20 protein-coding genes are annotated in these 17,503 nt (G+C 64.8%); 7 read left to right on the top strand and 13 right to left on the bottom strand.

Annotation, left to right across the window (positions count from 1 at the left end):
• The first annotated feature begins 201 nt into the window (after positions 1-201).
• Together ssb and msrB are read left to right on the top strand one after the other, a co-directional pair.
• Positions 202-762 carry a single-stranded DNA-binding protein gene (gene ssb / locus V6590_RS13755; RefSeq protein WP_335424042.1) on the top strand — a complete coding sequence of 187 codons (561 nt, stop codon included), beginning with the start codon at positions 202-204 and terminating at the stop codon, positions 760-762.
• A 159-nt stretch (positions 763-921) separates the two neighbouring features.
• Positions 922-1,368 (top strand): peptide-methionine (R)-S-oxide reductase MsrB, encoded by a 447-nt coding sequence (gene msrB / locus V6590_RS13760; protein ID WP_335424044.1) that lies wholly within the window; start codon positions 922-924, stop codon positions 1,366-1,368.
• On the opposite strand, the gene V6590_RS13765 is transcribed toward msrB, so the two are convergent.
• The 3 genes from V6590_RS13765 to V6590_RS13775 form a co-directional block, all read right to left on the bottom strand.
• Positions 1,369-3,192, bottom strand: coding sequence for an enoyl-CoA hydratase-related protein (locus tag V6590_RS13765; protein ID WP_335424046.1), 1,824 nt, complete (start codon positions 3,190-3,192; stop codon positions 1,369-1,371).
• Between the two features lie 104 nt (positions 3,193-3,296).
• Positions 3,297-3,500, bottom strand: coding sequence for a hypothetical protein (locus tag V6590_RS13770; protein ID WP_335424048.1), 204 nt, complete (start codon positions 3,498-3,500; stop codon positions 3,297-3,299).
• A gap of 13 nt (positions 3,501-3,513) precedes the next feature.
• Positions 3,514-3,831, bottom strand: coding sequence for a TraR/DksA family transcriptional regulator (locus tag V6590_RS13775; protein ID WP_335424050.1), 318 nt, complete (start codon positions 3,829-3,831; stop codon positions 3,514-3,516).
• Positions 3,832-3,982: 151 nt separating this feature from the next.
• Between V6590_RS13775 and V6590_RS13780 the strand changes: the two genes are divergently transcribed.
• Genes V6590_RS13780 through V6590_RS13795 form a run of 4 tightly spaced genes read left to right on the top strand, consistent with a single transcriptional unit; the run spans position 3,983 to position 6,193 of the window.
• Positions 3,983-4,855: an MBL fold metallo-hydrolase gene (locus V6590_RS13780; protein ID WP_335424053.1), complete on the top strand. Its 873-nt coding sequence runs from the start codon at positions 3,983-3,985 to the stop codon at positions 4,853-4,855.
• A 17-nt stretch (positions 4,856-4,872) separates the two neighbouring features.
• Entirely contained in the window at positions 4,873-5,298 is a 426-nt protein-coding gene (locus V6590_RS13785; protein WP_335424138.1) for a YeeE/YedE family protein, read from the top strand.
• The gene (locus V6590_RS13790; protein ID WP_335424055.1) at positions 5,298-5,759 is read left to right on the top strand and encodes a DUF6691 family protein; all 462 of its coding nucleotides are present in this window, start codon (positions 5,298-5,300) and stop codon (positions 5,757-5,759) included. The genes V6590_RS13785 and V6590_RS13790 overlap by 1 nt, the downstream gene beginning before the upstream one ends.
• A 17-nt stretch (positions 5,760-5,776) precedes the next feature.
• On the top strand, positions 5,777-6,193 hold the full coding sequence (locus V6590_RS13795) for a protein tyrosine phosphatase family protein (protein ID WP_335424140.1): 417 nt from the start codon (positions 5,777-5,779) through the stop codon (positions 6,191-6,193).
• A 33-nt stretch (positions 6,194-6,226) separates the two neighbouring features.
• Here the strand turns inward: V6590_RS13795 and V6590_RS13800 are convergent, their stop codons facing one another.
• The 9 genes from V6590_RS13800 to V6590_RS13840 form a co-directional block, all read right to left on the bottom strand.
• Positions 6,227-7,231 carry a FliM/FliN family flagellar motor switch protein gene (locus tag V6590_RS13800; RefSeq protein ID WP_335424057.1) on the bottom strand — a complete coding sequence of 335 codons (1,005 nt, stop codon included), beginning with the start codon at positions 7,229-7,231 and terminating at the stop codon, positions 6,227-6,229.
• A gap of 87 nt (positions 7,232-7,318) precedes the next feature.
• Positions 7,319-10,018 carry an ATP-binding protein gene (locus V6590_RS13805; RefSeq protein ID WP_335424058.1) on the bottom strand — a complete coding sequence of 900 codons (2,700 nt, stop codon included), beginning with the start codon at positions 10,016-10,018 and terminating at the stop codon, positions 7,319-7,321.
• A complete protein-coding gene (locus V6590_RS13810; RefSeq protein ID WP_335424060.1) occupies positions 10,018-10,302 on the bottom strand; it encodes a hypothetical protein in 285 nt (94 codons plus the stop codon). Before V6590_RS13810 ends, V6590_RS13805 begins: the two co-directional genes overlap by 1 nt.
• Positions 10,299-10,667, bottom strand: coding sequence for a response regulator transcription factor (locus V6590_RS13815; protein WP_335424061.1), 369 nt, complete (start codon positions 10,665-10,667; stop codon positions 10,299-10,301). Before V6590_RS13815 ends, V6590_RS13810 begins: the two co-directional genes overlap by 4 nt.
• A 118-nt stretch (positions 10,668-10,785) precedes the next feature.
• Entirely contained in the window at positions 10,786-12,096 is a 1,311-nt protein-coding gene (locus tag V6590_RS13820) for a helix-turn-helix domain-containing protein (protein WP_335424063.1), read from the bottom strand.
• 128 nt (positions 12,097-12,224) lie between these two features.
• Positions 12,225-13,199, bottom strand: coding sequence for an ABC transporter substrate-binding protein (locus V6590_RS13825; protein ID WP_335424065.1), 975 nt, complete (start codon positions 13,197-13,199; stop codon positions 12,225-12,227).
• Positions 13,200-13,252: 53 nt separating this feature from the next.
• A complete protein-coding gene (locus V6590_RS13830; protein ID WP_335424066.1) occupies positions 13,253-14,089 on the bottom strand; it encodes an ABC transporter permease in 837 nt (278 codons plus the stop codon).
• A complete protein-coding gene (locus V6590_RS13835; RefSeq protein WP_335424068.1) occupies positions 14,086-14,949 on the bottom strand; it encodes an ABC transporter permease in 864 nt (287 codons plus the stop codon). The genes V6590_RS13830 and V6590_RS13835 overlap by 4 nt, the downstream gene beginning before the upstream one ends.
• 57 nt (positions 14,950-15,006) lie before the next feature.
• Positions 15,007-15,807 (bottom strand): ABC transporter ATP-binding protein, encoded by an 801-nt coding sequence (locus tag V6590_RS13840; RefSeq protein ID WP_335424070.1) that lies wholly within the window; start codon positions 15,805-15,807, stop codon positions 15,007-15,009.
• Positions 15,808-15,899: 92 nt separating this feature from the next.
• Here V6590_RS13840 and V6590_RS13845 point away from each other — a divergent pair, with 92 nt between their 5' ends.
• Positions 15,900-16,028, top strand: coding sequence for a hypothetical protein (locus V6590_RS13845; protein WP_335424072.1), 129 nt, complete (start codon positions 15,900-15,902; stop codon positions 16,026-16,028).
• A 3-nt stretch (positions 16,029-16,031) separates the two neighbouring features.
• Here the strand turns inward: V6590_RS13845 and hydA are convergent, their stop codons facing one another.
• Entirely contained in the window at positions 16,032-17,486 is a 1,455-nt protein-coding gene (gene hydA / locus V6590_RS13850) for a dihydropyrimidinase (RefSeq protein ID WP_335424074.1), read from the bottom strand.
• Positions 17,487-17,503 lie beyond the last annotated feature (17 nt).

Consider the following 17,503-nt stretch of genomic DNA (forward strand, 5'->3'; position numbering starts at 1 on the left):
CATGGCGGGCTGTCAGCGATCTGCGGGCATTTCGGGGGCAAGGCCATCGGCATCAGGTGGCAGGAATGGCATCTGCAACCGAAGTTGCAGGCGGGATTTGCGGGCGTTGAAGCCTGCCCGCCGGATCGCTATACGGGGGTAAGCAAAGTTTTACCCTGCGGGCCAGCCGTGCCTGCAAGCAAGGATCAAAGGGAGTCGCGCATGGCAGGTTCGGTCAACAAGGTCATCATTGTGGGGAACCTGGGCCGCGACCCCGAGGTGCGCAGCTTCCAGAACGGGGGCAAGGTGGTGAACCTGCGCATCGCCACGTCGGAAACCTGGCGCGACCGCAATTCCGGCGAACGCAAGGAACGCACCGAATGGCATTCGGTGGCGATCTTCAGCGAACCCTTGGCCAAGATTGCCGAACAATATCTGCGCAAGGGCAGCAAGGTTTATATCGAAGGCGCGCTGGAAACCCGCAAATGGCAGGATCAATCGGGCCAGGATCGCTATACGACCGAAGTCGTGCTGCGCCCCTATCGCGGTGAACTGACCCTGCTGGATGGCCGCGGCGAAGGTGGAGGCGGTGCGGCTGGCCCTGACGATCAGGGCGGCTATGGCGGCGGCGATTACGAAGGCGGATCGGGCGGCGGTGGCAGCTATGGCGGCGGGCGCGGCAGCTATGGCGGCGGCCAGGGCGGTGGCGGTCGGTCGGGCGGCGGCGGCGGTGGCTTCGGCAGCGGTGGCCGCAGCGACATGGATGATGAAATCCCGTTCTGATCCGAACATGCCGCGCCCCCTCCCGGGCGCGGTTTTTCGTGGTCTTGCCGTGATGCCCAGATAAGGCCTGCGTGAAGCCCCTTGGCGCGGCCCCGGCTCTGCCCCATCTTTGCCCGGACAGCAGGCCCGACCGAAGGGCCGTCACAGGGACAAGACAGCATGACCAGAACCTATGCCAAAACAGCCGAAGCCCTCGCCCGCCTAACGCCCGAGGAATATCGCGTCACGCAGGAAAACGGCACCGAACGGCCCTTCACCGGGGTCTATGACAAGCATTTCGAACCCGGCATCTATGTCGATGTGGTTTCGGGTGAACCGCTGTTTTCTTCGGATGACAAGTTCGACAGCGGTTGCGGCTGGCCTGCCTTTGCCCGCCCGATCACGGATGATCATGTCGTGGAACTGAACGATACCAGCCATGGCATGCGTCGCACCGAAGTGCGTTCCACCCACGGCGACAGCCATCTGGGCCATGTCTTCCCCGATGGCCCACGCGATATGGGCGGTCTGCGCTATTGCATCAATTCCGCCAGCCTGCGCTTCATTCCCCGCGACCGGATGGAAGCCGAAGGCTACGGCGACTGGCTGGATCGCATCGGGGGCTGATCAGCGGTTCAGATCGGCAAAACGCGCGCCCTTTGCCGCAAGCTCCTGCAGCAGCGGCGCGGGCGCCCAGATTTCTGGTGCCTCTTCGGCCCAATCGGTCAGATCCCGGCGCAGGATCAACACCCCGCGCCGGTCCGCCCAATGCATCGGCCCGCCTTCGTGGCGGGGAAAACCCTGCCCGGCCACCATCGCGAAATCGATATCCGATGGCCGCATGGCCAGACCCGTACCCAGGAGGCGGGCACCTTCATTGGCCATGGCCGCCAGGACGCGCTGCAGGATACGGGCAGCCGTGCGCGGTGACACTGTGCCCGCGTCCTGCACCTGGCCTGCGGGCATCAGCCCCGGCAGCCCGAAAGCCCCAAGACTGCCCGCCAGCTCACCCGGCAGTTCCCCCTGCGCCAGCATCCAGCCGACGGCCGCCCGCCCTGCCTGCCCCACCCGGGCGGCAATGCCCCCCGGGGCCGCGCTGCGCAGGGTCTGGAACCCAAGCCGCCGCGCCAGCGTTTGTGCCGCGCGAAATTGGGCAGGCGCGGTATCAGGCGCGGCCACCAGTTCGACCAGACGGGCGCCGCTGGGCCGGAACCCGACCCAATCCGCCGCCCGCGCGCCCGGATCTGCAGCCCCGCGCCCGATCTGCGCCAGCAACGTGCCTGCGGGCGTGGCCTCGACCACCTCGGCCAGATGGGCTGCTTCGGCCACCAGAACGGCCTGACATTCGGCAAAGATGGCGGCCCCGATGGCCGGGGTCAGCCGCGCCCAATCGGCATCGCGCTGCGCCACGGTCAGGCGGCCGGCAACCACCGCCTGTTCCTGCAACGCCGCGATCTTTTCCAGCGCCTGAACCAGTGCCGGGCGCGACGGATCGACCAGCGCCACCGTCAGCCCGGCCTGCAGCGCAGGCAAGACCAGATCGGCCGCCACTGCCCCCATCACACCCAGATGTTCCACCGGCGGTGCGGCGGCATCGCCCCCCGGCAGGCGCGCGGCGGCGCGTCCGGCAAAGAAGGCATGGCGCAGCCCCGCCGCCTCGGGCGTTTCAACCAGATCAAGAAAGGCCGCCCGTTCAAAGGCCAAGCCCTGATCCATCGGCAAAAGCTGTGCAGCCTCGACACAGTCCACGATCCGGGCCGGGGCGGGCAGGCGTTGATCGGCAATTCTGGCCCGGGCCTGTGCAACGGCGCGCTGATAGATCAGGCCATCGCGCAGCCCATCGCTGCGATTGCGGGTGGGCACCGGCGGCTTGCCTGCAAGGGCATGGGCCAGCTCCAGCGCGGCCCCCTCCAGCCCCTCTTCCACCACGCGGTCCAGCAGGCCAAGCGCCAGCGCCTCGGCCGCCGAGATCGGCTTGCCCTCCAGCATCAGCCGCAACGCCTGTTCAGCCCCGATCAGCCGGGGCAGACGTTGTGTGCCCCCGGCGCCGGGGCACAGGCCCAGCGTGACCTCGGGCAAGCCCAGCCGTGCCTGCGCCAGCGCCACCCGACCATGCGCCGCCAGTGCCAGTTCCAGCCCGCCCCCCAAAGCCGTGCCATGCAGCGCCGCCACGACAGGCTTGGCGCAGGCTTCGATCCGGTCGCACAGATCGGGCAGCACAGGGGCCTTGGGCGGCTGGCCGAATTCGGAAATATCGGCACCGGCGGGAAAGGTACGCCCTTCGGCGCGGATCACGATGGCGGCGCAGGTCTGATCCGCCTCGGCCTCAGTCACGGCCTGCCACAGCGCCTGACGCAGCGCCGCGCCCAAGGCGTTGACGGGCGGCGCGTCAATCACCAGAACCGCGACATTGCCCTGCCGCTCACCCCGCACCGGCCCCTGCCCTTGCATGCCGTCCCCCGTCACTTGTCTTGCAGACCAGCTAACGGCGGATTGCGCCTCCACGCAACCGTCATGCGATTGTCATTCAGAAAAATGCGACGCAAACCAGCTGCTTAGACCGGCATATTGTCGAATCCGGCCTCGACCGCGTCTTCCTCGCTGATCGCAACCTGATCGGCACGCCCTTCCGGGGCGTCCGGCAGGGCACCAGACGGGGCCTTCAGCGGCATCACAGGCATTAGCCCCATCAGCGCCTGCATTTCGGCAAACAGGCCGAACAAGCCCGGATTGGTCTTTTCGATCTCGGTCATGGTCATCGCTCCTCCCCCTTCACACGGCGCAACTGCGGCAGAACGGCGTATAGGGCACCGCATCCAGCCGTTCCGGCGCGATCTCGGCCCCGCATTTCGCGCAGAACCCGTATTCCCCCGATGCGATCCGGTCCAATGCAGCACGGATCATTCGCATTTCCTGCTGCCCCGACACGCCCATGCCTTCCAGCACCTCGTCGCCTTCGCGTTCGACAGCCAGTTCTTCCCAATCCTGGGCATGGTGGCTTTCCAGCTCGGCCTCGATGCCATGCAACCGGATATCCAGCTGGGCCAACCTTGCTTCAAGCTGAGCCTTGCGGTCGGAAATCTGGGCCATGATCGATCCTCCTGTCCTTGTGAAGGCAGAATGACGCAGGGCCGCCCGGATCACCTTGACGCAGGTCAAGCCTCGCGCCAAATATACATTCAAATCTCGCAATATCTTGTCCGATCCGGCCAAGTGCTGATCCACGATCCAAGGAGCCCCGATGCCCGGCCCATCCCCCAAGGTGCATGCCTTCTTTGACGAGGCGACCAATACCATCACCTATCTGGTGCAAGAGCCGGAAGGCAGCGCCTGCGCGGTGATCGATTCGGTTCTGGATTTCGATTATGCGTCAGGGCGGACCGATACCCGATCGGCCGATGCGGTGATCGCCTTCATCCGCGACCATGGGTTGCGGCTGGAATGGGTGTTGGAAACCCATGTCCATGCCGACCACCTGTCAGCCGCGCCCTATATCCAGGAGGCGCTTGGTGGCCAGATCGGCATTGGCGAACGCATCACCCAGGTGCAGGAAACCTTTGGCAAGATCTTCAACGAAGGCACCCGGTTTCAGCGCGATGGATCACAATTCGACCGGCTGTTCCGGCAGGGCGACAGCCTGATGATCGGCCAGTTGCGGGCCGAGGTGCTGCATACCCCCGGCCATACCCCGGCCTGCCTGACCTATGTGATCGGCGATGCCGCCTTTGTGGGTGACACGCTGTTCATGCCCGATTTCGGCACGGCGCGCTGCGATTTTCCGGGCGGATCGGCCGAGGTTCTGTATGACTCCGTTCAGAAAATCCTGTCCCTGCCCGATGAGACCCGCATCTTTGTGGGCCATGACTACAAGGCGCCGGGACGCGACGAATATGCCTGGGAAACCACCGTCGGCGCACAAAAGGCGCTGAACATCCATGTGGGTGCGGGCCGCCCGCGCGATGAGTTCGTGGCCATGCGCCAGAAGCGCGACGCGACGCTTGCCATGCCGCGGCTGATCATCCCGTCGCTACAGGTGAACATGCGCGCAGGCCAGATGCCCGAACCCGAAGACAATGGCGTCAGCTATCTGAAAGTGCCGGTCAACGGCATCTGACACAGGGAAACACAATGATACCGCAAGACTGGATCTGGGGCCTGATCGGTGGTCTCATGATAGGGGGGGCCGCCGGCTTCTACCTGCTGATGAACGGGCGCATCCTGGGGGCCTCGGGCATTCTGGGCGGGCTGGTTGATGCTTCGGGCCGCGACAGCATGGTCGAACGGCTGGCCTTCCTGTTTGGGGCCATGGCGGTGCCGCCGCTTCTGGTGCCGCTGTATGACCGGGTTGAAACCCATATCACCGGCAATCCGCTGGTCATCATCGCCGCTGGCCTGCTGGTGGGGGTTGGCACGCGCCTGGCCAATGGCTGCACCTCGGGGCATGGGGTCTGCGGCATGTCGCGGCTGGCCCCGCGCGGCATCCTGTCCACCTTGCTCTATCTGCTGGGCGGGGCGGTGACGGTCTGGCTGTTCCGGCATGTTCTGGGGGTGATCTGATGCGCTGGCTTCGCACTGTGGCAACCCCGCACGAGATTGCGGGCTTTCTGGCCGGGGCAGTCTTTGGCAGCGGCCTGCTGGTTTCGGGCATGATCGACACGACCAAGGTGCAGGGCTGGCTGGATTTCTTCGGGGAATGGGATCCGACACTGGCCTTCGTGATGGGGGGCGCGGTCCTGCCGATGTTCTTCGTCTGGCGCATTGCCGAACGGCGTGGCCGGTCGGTTCTGGGCGATCCGATCCCGGCGCGCAGTGCCCCGGTCTTCGACCGGCCCTTCATCGCCGGGTCGCTGATGTTCGGCGCGGGCTGGGGGCTGGCAGGGCTATGCCCGGGCCCCGCGCTGGCATCCTTTGCCATCGGGGGTTGGGGCGGTGCGCTGTTTTTCCTCGCGATGATCTCCGGTATGGTCGTGGCACCTGCCCTGCGCCGCCTGTTCGAATCGCGCAGGCCCATATCCTGAGGAACTGCCTGATGCCCATGGACATTCGTGCCCTGACCCCGACCTATGCCGTATCGCCGCAAATCGACCCGGGCGATCTGCCGGCGATCAAGGCGGCGGGCTATGCCGCCGTGATCAACAACCGACCCGATGCCGAAATTCCCGGCCATCTGCAGACCGAAGCGATGCGGGCCGCGGTTGAGGCTGTCGGGCTGGTCTATGTGGTCAATCCGGTGGTGAGCGGCGCGATCACCGAAGAGAATGTGGCAACGCAGCGTCTGGCCATGCAGACCACGCCCGGTCCGGTTCTGGCCTATTGCGCCAGCGGAAACCGGTCCTCTGTCGTCTGGGCCTTGGCGCAGGCGGGCGAAAAACCGGCAGACGAGTTGATCGGCGTGCCGGCGCAATTCGGCTATGCGCTGGAATGGCTGCGCCCGGCGCTGGAACGCGGCTAGGCCCTGGCCAAAGGCCTGCACATCGGGGGCCTGTCAGCCTTCGGTGCCGGTGCGCAGAAAATCGTCTGCTGTGGGCATTTCCATCTGGAAATTCAGGCCGTCGCCAGCATAGGCGTCGCCGGGGTCAAACCCGCCAAGAGCGGGAAGAGTTGCGGATGCGGCAGCAGAAGGGGCCGCTTCCGCATCAAGAATGCGCAGCGCCCGCATACCCCGGCTCTGGCCAAGCTTGGCCCGCCCGCATTCCGCCCCGCCGATCCCGGTCAGCGTGATCTTGTCCAGCGCGGCCAGCGGCAGGGCCAGCATGTCGCCGGGTTGCAGCGCCAGCACGTCTGCCAGTGGCAGCGAGAGTTTTTGCAGGACCGCCTGCATTTCGGTTTCGGCGGTCATCACCTGTTCGCGCATGTTTGCGGCAAAGCGCTGTTCCTGATCGACCTCGGAGGACAAGAGGGCGGTTGCGCGTTGCGGGCGGCGGCCATGCCCATCGGCAGGCAGGGCCAGAATCATCCGACCATCGCGCATGTCACCCAGTTTCAGCATGCAATCCAGCACCTTGAACGGGGCATCTTCCAGCATGAGGCCCAGAGGCCGCGCTTCATCCAGAAACGAGGTGTAGCGGAAGCCATCGGTCCAGGTCAGGTCTTCCTCGGTCAACAGCGTGTCCTCAAGGTAAGACATCACCAGATCAATCCAATCCGCCACCATGGCCGCGTCGGTGCGGGTGGGTTTTCGGGCAGGAACCGGTTGATCGGTCACCCGGCCCAACGTCTGCGCCTCGATCAGGCTGGTCAGCACTTCGGGCGACAGGATCAGCACGCCCAGGGCCGCACGCGGGCCTTCGAGCAGTACGATCATCGATCGTTCGGGCGGTTGTTCCAGCAATTCGGCAAGGGAATAGCGATAGGCCTTTACCGGTCCGGCCTCCACCACCAGTGTCAGCCGGTCCCGCGCCGCACGGGCCAGCGCCAGCGGCCAGCCGCGTTCGGCCCCGCCCTCGGGCATCCGCGCGGCTTGCGCCCCGGCAAGCTTACGTCTGATCACACCCTGATCCAACGTCCCGAATCCTGCACCGTTCCGAAGACCTTCCTGTCCCCACTCCCTTGGTGACATCCAAGTCTTGCCAAAAGGTTACGCCGTGCCGCCCTCGCTGGATTTTTCCAGCCGCAGCGGAAGCGTCACCCGGAAACCCGCACCGCCCTGCCCGGGCAGATAGGTGATGGTGCCGCCCAGATTGGCCATGATCTCGCGGCAGATTGCGAGGCCTAGCCCGGCCCCCCCTGCACGGGACTGATCGGTCAGGCGGGCGAATTTCTCGAAGATCAGCGCCTGTTTGTCCTTCGGGATACCGCTGCCATTGTCGATAAAATCGACATTCACCCGCGCCCCGCGCTGCCGCACCACGATGCGCAGTTCCGGGGTTGCCGCATCGCAATATTTGCGGCTGTTGGAAATCAGGTTGATGAAGACCTGCGCCAGCCGGTCGGGATCGGTGCGCAGGAACAGCGCCTCGGTCGGGCGGTCGCGCACGACGGTAAACACCCGTTCGGGCCGGGTCTGACCGGCCACCCGCAATGCCAAATCGATCAGTTCCGACAGATTGGCCAGCTTGATATCCAGCTGGACCGATCCGTTTTCCAGCACACTCAGATCCAGCAGGTCATTGAGCAGCCGGGTCAGCCGGATGGCCTCGTCATTGATGATCCGAGCTTGCGAGACCACCATGTCGGGCGGCAGGTCGCCCTCCATCAGGATTTCCGAAAAAGCCCGGATCGAGGTCATCGGCGTGCGCAATTCATGGCTGATCTGACTGAGAAAGGCATCTTTCTGCACCGAAAGCTGGGTCAGCTTTTCATTCGCCTCGCGCAATTGCCGGGCGGTGCGGGTCAGTTCCTCGCGCTGGCTTTCCAGCCGCGCAGAATATTCCATGATCTGCGCAGTTTCATCGGCCACCCGCATGAGATCGGCCACAGTCACCCGGGCATGACCCGCCAGTTCGGCGATCATCGCATGGGCCGCCGCCGCCCCGACCGAACCGGCCAGCCGCCGCTCCAGCGCCGTCAGGAATTCCGGCGCCGGGTCGGGCAGATAACCATCCTTGCCCTGCGCCCGCGCCTGGCCTTCAAAAAAGCTCAGCGCCTCGTCATCGCCCAAGATACGCTGCGCCATGTTCAGCAATTCTTCGGGCTCGGCCTCGCCCTGCACCCAGGGGCGCGGCTCTTCGCGTTCGGTATCAAACACATCGACAAAGGCCAGACCCTGCACGCGTTCCACCGGTGTCGGAAAGCTCAGCAGCGATCCAAGGGCAAAGGCCGTGGTGTTGAAGGCGATGGACCAGAACAGCGCATGGATCAGCGGGTCCATCCCCTCGACCCCGAACAGCGCATGCGGGCGCAGCCAGCTCAGGCCGAAGGCACCGTTCTGAAACACCTCCAGCGGCAGAACCGATCCGGGGCCGAAACTGGGCAGGAACAACGTATAGGCCCAGACCGCAAAGCCGGTGCCCAGGCCCAGTGCCGCCCCCACACGGGTGGCACCCCGCCAGAAAATCCCCCCCAGCATGGCGGGCAACATCTGGGCCACGCCCGCAAAGGAAATCAGCCCGATGGCCGCCAGCGCCGCCGATCCGCCCGACACGGCGAAATACAGATAGCCAAGCCCCAGCACCCCCGCAATCGACATGCGCCGCGACATCAGCACCAGCCGCCGCACATCCCCCGTCACCTCGCGCGAAGGGCGCAGGCGCAGCCAGAGCGGCATGACGATATGGTTCGACACCATGGTCGCCAGCGCGATGGAGGCCACGATGACCATGGAGGTGGCCGAAGAAAACCCACCCAGAAAGGCCAGCATGGCCAGCCCGCCCTGCCCCTGGCTGAGCGGCAGCGTCAATACGAAGAGATCGGGGTTGGCGCCATTGGGCAGCATCTGCAGCCCTACCACGGCGATGGGCACGACGAACAGGCTCATCGCCATCAGATAGAGCGGAAAGGCCCAGCTTGCGGTGGCAAGATGACGTTCATCGCTGTTTTCGACCACCAGCACCTGAAACATCCGCGGCAGGGTGATGACCGCCGCCGCCGACAGCACGGTCAGCCCCGCCCAGCGCGAGGGCACCAGATCCCAATCTGCCAGTTGCGAGGTGCCGATGCGGGCAATGATGTCGCCCGGCCCATCGGCCAGCACCCAGACCACAAAAACCCCGACGGCGATCAGCGCCACCAGCTTGACCACCGCCTCGACCGCGATCGCCGTCACGATGCCGGTATGCTGCTCATTGGCGTCCAGATTGCGGGTGCCGAACAGGATGGTGAAGACCGCAAGCCCGCCCGCCACCCAAAGCGCCGTGGAATTGGTATCGGGCATCGCCCAGCCATAACTGCCGGCCGCCGCAAAGACCCCGAAGCTGAGCGTGACCGATTGCAGTTGCAGCGCGATATAGGGGGTGGCGGCAATCACGCACAGCAAGGTGACCATCACCCCCAGCAGATTGGATTTGCCATAGCGGCTGGAAATCATGTCGGCGATGGATGTGACGCGCTGCTGCCGCCCGATCCGCACCAGCTTGCGCAGCATCCACCACCAGCCGACAAAGATCAGGGTCGGGCCCAGATAGATCGTCAGATATTCCAGCCCCGACCGCGCCGCATAGCCCACCGCGCCGTAGAACGTCCATGCCGTACAATAGACCGAGAGCGACAGCGTATAGATCAGCGGCGATCGCAGCCAGCGCGCCTCGCCCCGTGCCGCGCGGTGCTCCACCGCAAAGGCCACAAGGAACAGGAAGGCTGCATAGGTGATGCAGGACAGGACCAGCAGATTGAAGGGCATCAGTGCGGGGCCTCTTCATCCCCATGCGCACCCGATTCCGGCTCTTCGCCGGTGCCAAGGCCGGGGGCCATAAGTGCGGCGATCAGCACCAGCAGGGCCCAGATCACAAACAGATAGATGCCATCAGTCGCCGTGTCGCGGCTGGCGCTGCGGTCGGGTTCCCACAGGATCGGCAGCAGGAACAGAAAGGCCCCGGCAATCGGCAAAAGGCGTGCGGCATCGCGCATCCGGCGTAGCCGATAGCTGCGGCGGGCCAGAAAGACCGGGCCGCGCCGCTTGGTCATGCCCCGACCAGCGCGCGCGCCGCCGCCACGAATTCCGCATTGGAAAACGGCTTGGCCATGAACAGATCGGCCCCCGCCTCTTGCGCCGCCAGCCGGTCGCGCCCCTGCCCCTTGGCCGTCAGCATCAGCACCGGCAGCGCCGCCGTTTCGGGGTCGGCCCGCAGCGCCTCCAGCACCTCAAGCCCGGATCGGCCGGGCAACATCAGATCCAGGATCAGCAGATCGGGCCGGGCAGAGCGGACCGCCGTTTCAGCCTGAACCCCATCCGGCAGGGTTGTCACCTGCCAGCCATCGCGCCCAAGCAGAAAGCGGATCGCCTCGGCGATGTTGGGTTCATCCTCGATGAGCATTGCATGGCGTGCCAAGCTGCCCCCCCCTTCCCCGTTTCCCCCCGGCCACACGGCACAACCCCTCCCGGCGGGCCCTGTGACCGAGCCGACTATCGGCGGAAATGTGCCGCATGTCAAAAACCCAATGCCCCGATCATCTGATGCTTTCGGACAGGATCGACGCTTCGCGCCGCGCCGGGCAGCCGGTTTCCGGGCAGATCCGGCAAGTGGCCCCCACGGCCCGCAGGTCTTCGGCCCTTGCCGGGCCGGCCAAAGGCAACAGCAGCATGCCAGCCTGCCGCACCTCCACCCCGGCAAAGCCGCCGGGATGGCTCTGCTGCCCCCAGGCCCGGGCCAGAAAGGGCCGCCCGCCCCGCCCGGCAAAGCGCAACCGCGCCTCGACCGGCAGGCCGGGGCGCGCCAGCGCGCCAAACAGCGGCCAAAGCGCACAGGCCGCACCAAAGCGGGGCGGGCGAAACCCTTCGGTCGGTTTGCGGAAGGTCAGCGCCCCGGCAGCATCGCAGATCACCAGCCCTTCGGTCGCGCCGGGGCGGGTGGCGATCCGTCGCATTACGGCCAGAACATCTGCCCCAGCTTGCGCCGCGATCCGCGCCGGATCGGGGCCAAAGCTTTCCAGCGCGGCCTCCAGCCCCACCAGCGGCAGGGCCAGCCGGTCCGCCCGGGCCTGCGCCACCCAATCGCGCGCCAGATCGCGCCCTGCCGCCGTGGCAAGGCCCGCGATCTCGCCGGTCAGATCGGCGTCGGGATCGGCCTCCAGTTCTGCCAGATGCCAGCCGCGCCGATCCAGCCAGCCATCCAGCTCGTCCTGCGGAGAAACCACGCCCGATGTGGCCTCGGCCTCGGTCCCTTCCAGATAGGCCACCAGCGCCTCGGCCCCCAAGGCCAGCCGTTCACTGTCGGCCTGCAGATTGCCATGAAAGCGCAGACGCCATTCCGGTTCCAGATCGTCGGTTTCCGCCAGAATGGCCGCGGTGGAACGCACCGAACTGACCGCCGACAGCATGTCATGCAGCGCAAGCCCCAGATGCGGATCATGGGCAATCCGGTCATTCAGCGCGGCCACCGCCTGTTCCAATTGGCCAACCCGGGCCTGCAAACCGGCAGTGACCCCGGCCCAGCCCGGAAAACGCCCGATGAAATCTTCCAGCCGGTCCAATTCCGCAGCGACAGTCGCCCCCCGGTCGCCTCCGGTGTCTGCGGCTGCGGCACTGCGCAGACTGTCGGCCAGACCTGCGGCCGCCCCGGCCTCCAGCACGCCGACATCCATGTCCAGCGCCGCAGCCAGCCGGATCAGCACATCGCCCGCCACCCGCCGCCGGTTATGTTCGATCAGATTGAGATAGGAGGCCGAAATGCCTGCCGCCGCCGCCACATCGGCCTGCCGCCGCCCCAGCGACCGCCGCCTTTCGCGCAGCCGGCTTCCGGTCAAGGCCGTCAATGGCATCGCTGCCCCCTGTGATCCCGCTTTTGTGCCGATTTTACAGGAAGCTACAAAGTTTACAAATGCTGTAACCGCCCATGAAAAAGGCGCGCCGGTTACCCGGCGCGCCCGTCATGCAGATTTGGGCTGCGTTACTTCAGCGCCTTGTCGGTGATCTGATGCGTCCATGCGCCTTCGGGTGCCTTGGTGATCACCGGGTCCGATCCGCCCGACATCAGCGCCGCCACCGTGCGTTCGTAATCCGCCGGGTCCAGCGCACCGTCACTGCCTGCCGTCAGCTTGGCAATCTCGCCCATCATGCGCTTCTGATGCGCTTCGGTCTGGGCGCCGGTTTCGTCATTTTCCAGCACGATCATCGCCGCTTCATCGGCATTGGCCTCGGCATATTTCCAGCCCTTCATGCTGGCGCGCACGAACTTGACCATCTTTTCTTCAAAGGCCGGGTCCGCCAGCTTGTCCTGCATAACATAGAGCCCGTCTTCCAGCGTGGCGACGCCCTCATCCTCATATTTGAAGGTCACCAGATCCTCGGGCTTCACGCCCGCATCGATCACCTGCCAATATTCGTTATAGGTCATGGTGGACACGCAGGCCGCCTGCTTTTGCAGCAGAGGATCGACGTTGAAGCCCTGCTTCAGCACGGTCACATCGGTGCCGTCGGTCTTCAGGCCCAGCTTGTTCATCCAGTTGAGGAAGGGGTATTCGTTGCCGCCAAACCAGACGCCCAGCGTCTTGCCCTTGAAGTCCGCAGGGCTGGCCACCCCGGATTCCTTCAGACAGGTCAGCATCATGCCGCTGGATTTGAAGGGCTGGGCGATGTTGACCAACTCCAGCCCCTTTTCCCGCGCCGCCAGCGCCGAGGGCATCCAGTCGATGACCACATCCGCCCCACCGCCCGCGATCACCTGGGTCGGCGCGACATCCGGGCCGCCTGGCAGAATGGTGACATTCAGCCCTTCCTCTTCATAAAATCCCTTGGCCTGCGCCACATAATAACCTGCGAACTGCGCCTGGGTCACCCATTTCAGCTGCAGGGTCACGTCTTCGGCCCAGGCGGCCGTCGCGCTCAGCGCCATCGCCATTGCCGTCGTCATCAGGGTCTTCATCTCAGTACCTCCATGTTGTCCGGATTTGCCCCGGTTTGTCAGTGCCTTGGTGTTCAGTTCCGTTGGGACGGGTGCCAGAAGGTCGCCCGCTTTTCGATCAATGCCACCAGCCCATAAAAGGCCGAACCTGCCAATGCCGCCACCGCTATTTCAGCCCAGATCATCGGCAAGCCAAGCCGCCCGATCTCGGCGGTGATGCGAAAGCCCATGCCGACGATGGGACTGCCGAAAAATTCGGCGACGATGGCACCGATCAGGGCGAGTGTGGTGGCAATCTTCAATCCGTTGAACAGGAAGGGCAACGCCGCCGGCAGGCGCAGTTTCGCCAGCGTCTGCCAATAGCTGGCATTGTAGGTGGACATCAGGTCACGCTGCATGGGCTCGGTCGCCTTCAGCCCCGCCACCATGTTCACCAGAACCGGAAAGAACACCATGATGACCACGACCGCCGCCTTGGACTGCCAGTCAAAGCCGAACCACATCACCATGATCGGCGCGATGCCGACAATGGGCAGCGCCGCCACGAAATTGCCCACCGGCAGCAGGCCGCGCTGCAAGAAGGGCGACCGGTCGATCAGGATGGCCACGGCAATTGCCGCACTGCACCCCATCAGATAGCCGGTCAGCGCGCCCTTCACAAAGGTCTGCACGAAATCGGCCCAGAGCGTGGGCAGGCTGTTGGCAATCTGCGCACCGATATCGCTGGGCGCGGGCAGGATCACCGGGCTGATGTCATAAAGCCGCACCGCCATCTGCCATAGGGTCAGGATCGTCAGGCCGAAGATCACCGGCACAAGGCGGCGCGGCAGGCTGCCACGCATTTCGGACAGGCCGGAATTCAACGTCCAGGCCCCAAGCCAGACACCCAGCAGGATCACCAGAGCCGTCATCGCGCCAATCCCATGCGTTTCAAGGTCACCCGCTCCAGCCCGCCAATCAGCGCCACAAGGCTGGCCGCCAGCAGCGCCGCAGCAAACAGCGCTGCCCAGATCTGGATGGTCTGCCCGTAATAGCTGCCCGACAACAGCCGCGACCCCAGACCCGCCACCGCCCCTGTCGGCAATTCACCAACGATGGTCCCCACCAGCGACGCCGCCACCCCCACCTTCAGGCTGGCAAACAGATAGGGCATCGAGGCGGGCAACCGCAGCTTGCCAAGGGTCTGCATGCCGCTCGCATTCCAGGTGCGCATCTGATCCAGCTGCATCGCATCGGGGCTGCGCAGCCCCTTCACCATGCCCACCACCACCGGAAAGAACGACAGATAGGCCGAAATGATTGCCTTGGGCACAATGCCTGTGATCCCCAGACTGTTCAGCACCACGATGATCATCGGCGCAATCGCCAGAATGGGGATGGTCTGGCTGGCGATGGCCCAGGGCATCACGCTCAGATCCATCGCCCGGTTGTAGACAATCCCCACGGCCAGCAGGATGCCCGCCGCCGATCCGATGGCAAAGCCCAAAAGCGTGGCCGACAAGGTCACCCAGCCATGATAGACCAGACTGCGCTTTGATGTGACGGCCTGCCCGAACACCCCGTCATACAGCCCCTTGGCCACCTGATGCGGTGCAGGCAGAACCGGACGTTCCTGCATCAGGGTTTCGGTCACCAGATCGACCAGAAACACCTCGCGCCCTTCGCGGGCGGCCTGATCGTTGACCCAGGCCGCATTCATCCAGATCGCCGCCAGATACCAAAGCGCACAGATCGCCGCCAGAACCACCAGAACCGGACCGAGTGATCGCATCACAGCCCCCTTTCCGCAAGGTTCCCCTGCGGCACGATCGCCGGGATGGAGCGCAGATCACACCTCATCGCCATGCCCCGCCCGCAGACCTTCGCGCACCCGATGCGCGATCTCGATGAAATCGCGGCTGTCGCGAATATCCAGCGGGCGTTCCCGTGGCAGCGGGCTGTCGATCACATCGGTGATGCGGCCGGGACGCGGGCTCATCACCACGATCTTGGTCGAAAGATACACCGCCTCGGGGATGGAATGGGTCACAAAACCGATGGTCTTGCCGGTCCTGTCCCACAGCTTGAGCAGTTCCTCGTTCAACCGGTCACGGACAATTTCATCCAGCGCGCCAAAGGGTTCGTCCATCAGCAGGATGTCGGCATCAAAGGCCAGTGCCCGGGCGATGCTGGCACGCTGCTGCATCCCCCCCGACAATTGCCAGGGGAATTTCTTGCCAAAGCCCGACAGTTCCACAAGGTCCAGAACCCGCGCCACACGGTCATCCTGTTCCGACCGGGGAAAGCCCATGATCTCCAGCGGCAACCGGATATTGCCCGCAATCGTGCGCCACGGGTACAGCCCCGCCGCCTGAAACACATAGCCATAGGCCCGGCTTTTGCGCGCCTCGTCCGGGGTCATGCCGTTCACTGTCAGCGTGCCGCCCGTGGGATGTTCCAGCGCCGCAATCGCCCGCAGGAACGTGGTCTTGCCGCAACCCGATGGCCCGATGAAGGACACGAAATCCCCCCGGTTGATCGTCAGGTTGACATCCTTCAGCGCCTGCACGGGCCCGTCATTGGTCTGAAACACCAAGTTCAGGTCCCGCGCGACGATCACCGGTTCCGCCTGACTGATTGTATCCTTCACGCCCGCTGCCCTTCACAATTCCGTTGCCCCAGGCCTGCGATCTTGCACCGCCGCCCCCCGCTGCCCATCTGCCCCGAAACAGGAGGACCGCCATGCAGACGACCCTCGCCTACGCGCCCACGCCCGAGGAATTGTTCACGGAGGACTACTTCGATTCCCCCGTGATCTTTCATCACTCCGTTCCCCCCGCCGAGGAAGAACCCGAACAGGGCGAACCCTGACACCTAGACCCCCGTGGCCGACATGCCGCTGCGCTGAACCGGGCGCGGCGCGGTCAGGTCTTTCCAGGCCGACAGCGCCCGGTTCACCGCAGGACGCGCCTCGCGGGCGACGAACTCGCCATGTCCCTCCTGCGGAATGACCGCGCCATCCGCATAGCCCACACGCCCCCGCGACAGGGTATAGCGCGGCAGGCCCACGACCTTTTGCCCTTCGAACACGTTGTAATCGATGGCCGATTGCTGGGTCGCCGCCGAGATGGTCTTTTCCGCCTTCGGGTCCCACACCACCAGATCGGCATCGGCCCCCACCAGAACCGCGCCCTTTTTCGGATAGCAATTCAATATCTTGGCGATGTTTGTTGATGTAACCGCCACGAATTCGTTCGGCGTCAGGCGGCCGGTGTTCACCCCATGGGTCCAGAGCATCGGCATGCGGTCCTCAAGGCCCCCCGTCCCATTCGGGATCTGGGCAAAGCTCTTCAGGCCGAACCGCTTCTGCTCGGTGGTAAAGGCACAATGATCGGTCGCCACCACCGACAGGCTGCCCGATTGAAGCCCGGCCCAAAGGCTGGCCTGATGCGCCTTGCTGCGGAAGGGCGGCGACATGACGCGCCGCGCCGCATGGTCCCAATCAGGGTGGAAATACTCGCTTTCATCCAGCGTCAGATGCTGGATCAGCGGCTCACCCCAGACCCGCTTGCCCTGCGCGCGCGCGCGGCGGATCGCCTCATGCGCCTCTTCACAAGAGGTATGCACCACATAAAGCGGCACGCCCGCCATATCGGCGATCATGATCGCGCGGTTGGTCGCTTCGCCTTCCACCTGCGGCGGGCGGGAATAGGCATGGGCCTCCGGTCCGGTATTGCCCTCGGCGATCAGCCGCGCCGTCAACTCGGCCACCACATCGCCGTTTTCGGCATGAACCATGGCCAGGCCGCCCAGATCGCCCACCCGCTTGAAGGACTGGAACATTTCATCATCGTTGACCATCAACGCGCCTTTATAGGCCATGAAATGCTTGAAACTGGTGATGCCCGCCTTGACGCTGGCCTCCATATCCTCCCAGACCTGCTGGCCCCACCAGGTGATCGCCATGTGATAGGAGTAATCGCAATGCGCGCGGGTGGATTTGTTGTGCCACATCTGCGCCGCATCCATCAGGCCCTGGCCCTGCCCCGGCAACACGAAATCCACCACCATGGTCGTGCCGCCCGACATCGCCGCCCGGGTGCCAGATTCGAAATCATCGCTGGAATAGGTGCCCATGAAGGGCATCTCCAGATGCGTATGCGGATCAATCCCACCCGGCATGACATAGCAGCCGGTCGCATCCAGAACCGTATCTCCGGTCAGGCCCGGCCCGATCCCAGTGATCACCCCATTCTCGATCCGCACATCCGCGTCATGGGACAGGTCTGCCGTGACCACTGTCCCGCCCTTGATCACCGTCGAAGCCATGACCGTCTCCTGCCATT

Origin of the sequence: Gemmobacter denitrificans (genome assembly GCF_036964905.1) — a bacterium.
Taxonomy (GTDB): Bacteria; Pseudomonadota; Alphaproteobacteria; order Rhodobacterales; family Rhodobacteraceae; genus Gemmobacter; species Gemmobacter denitrificans.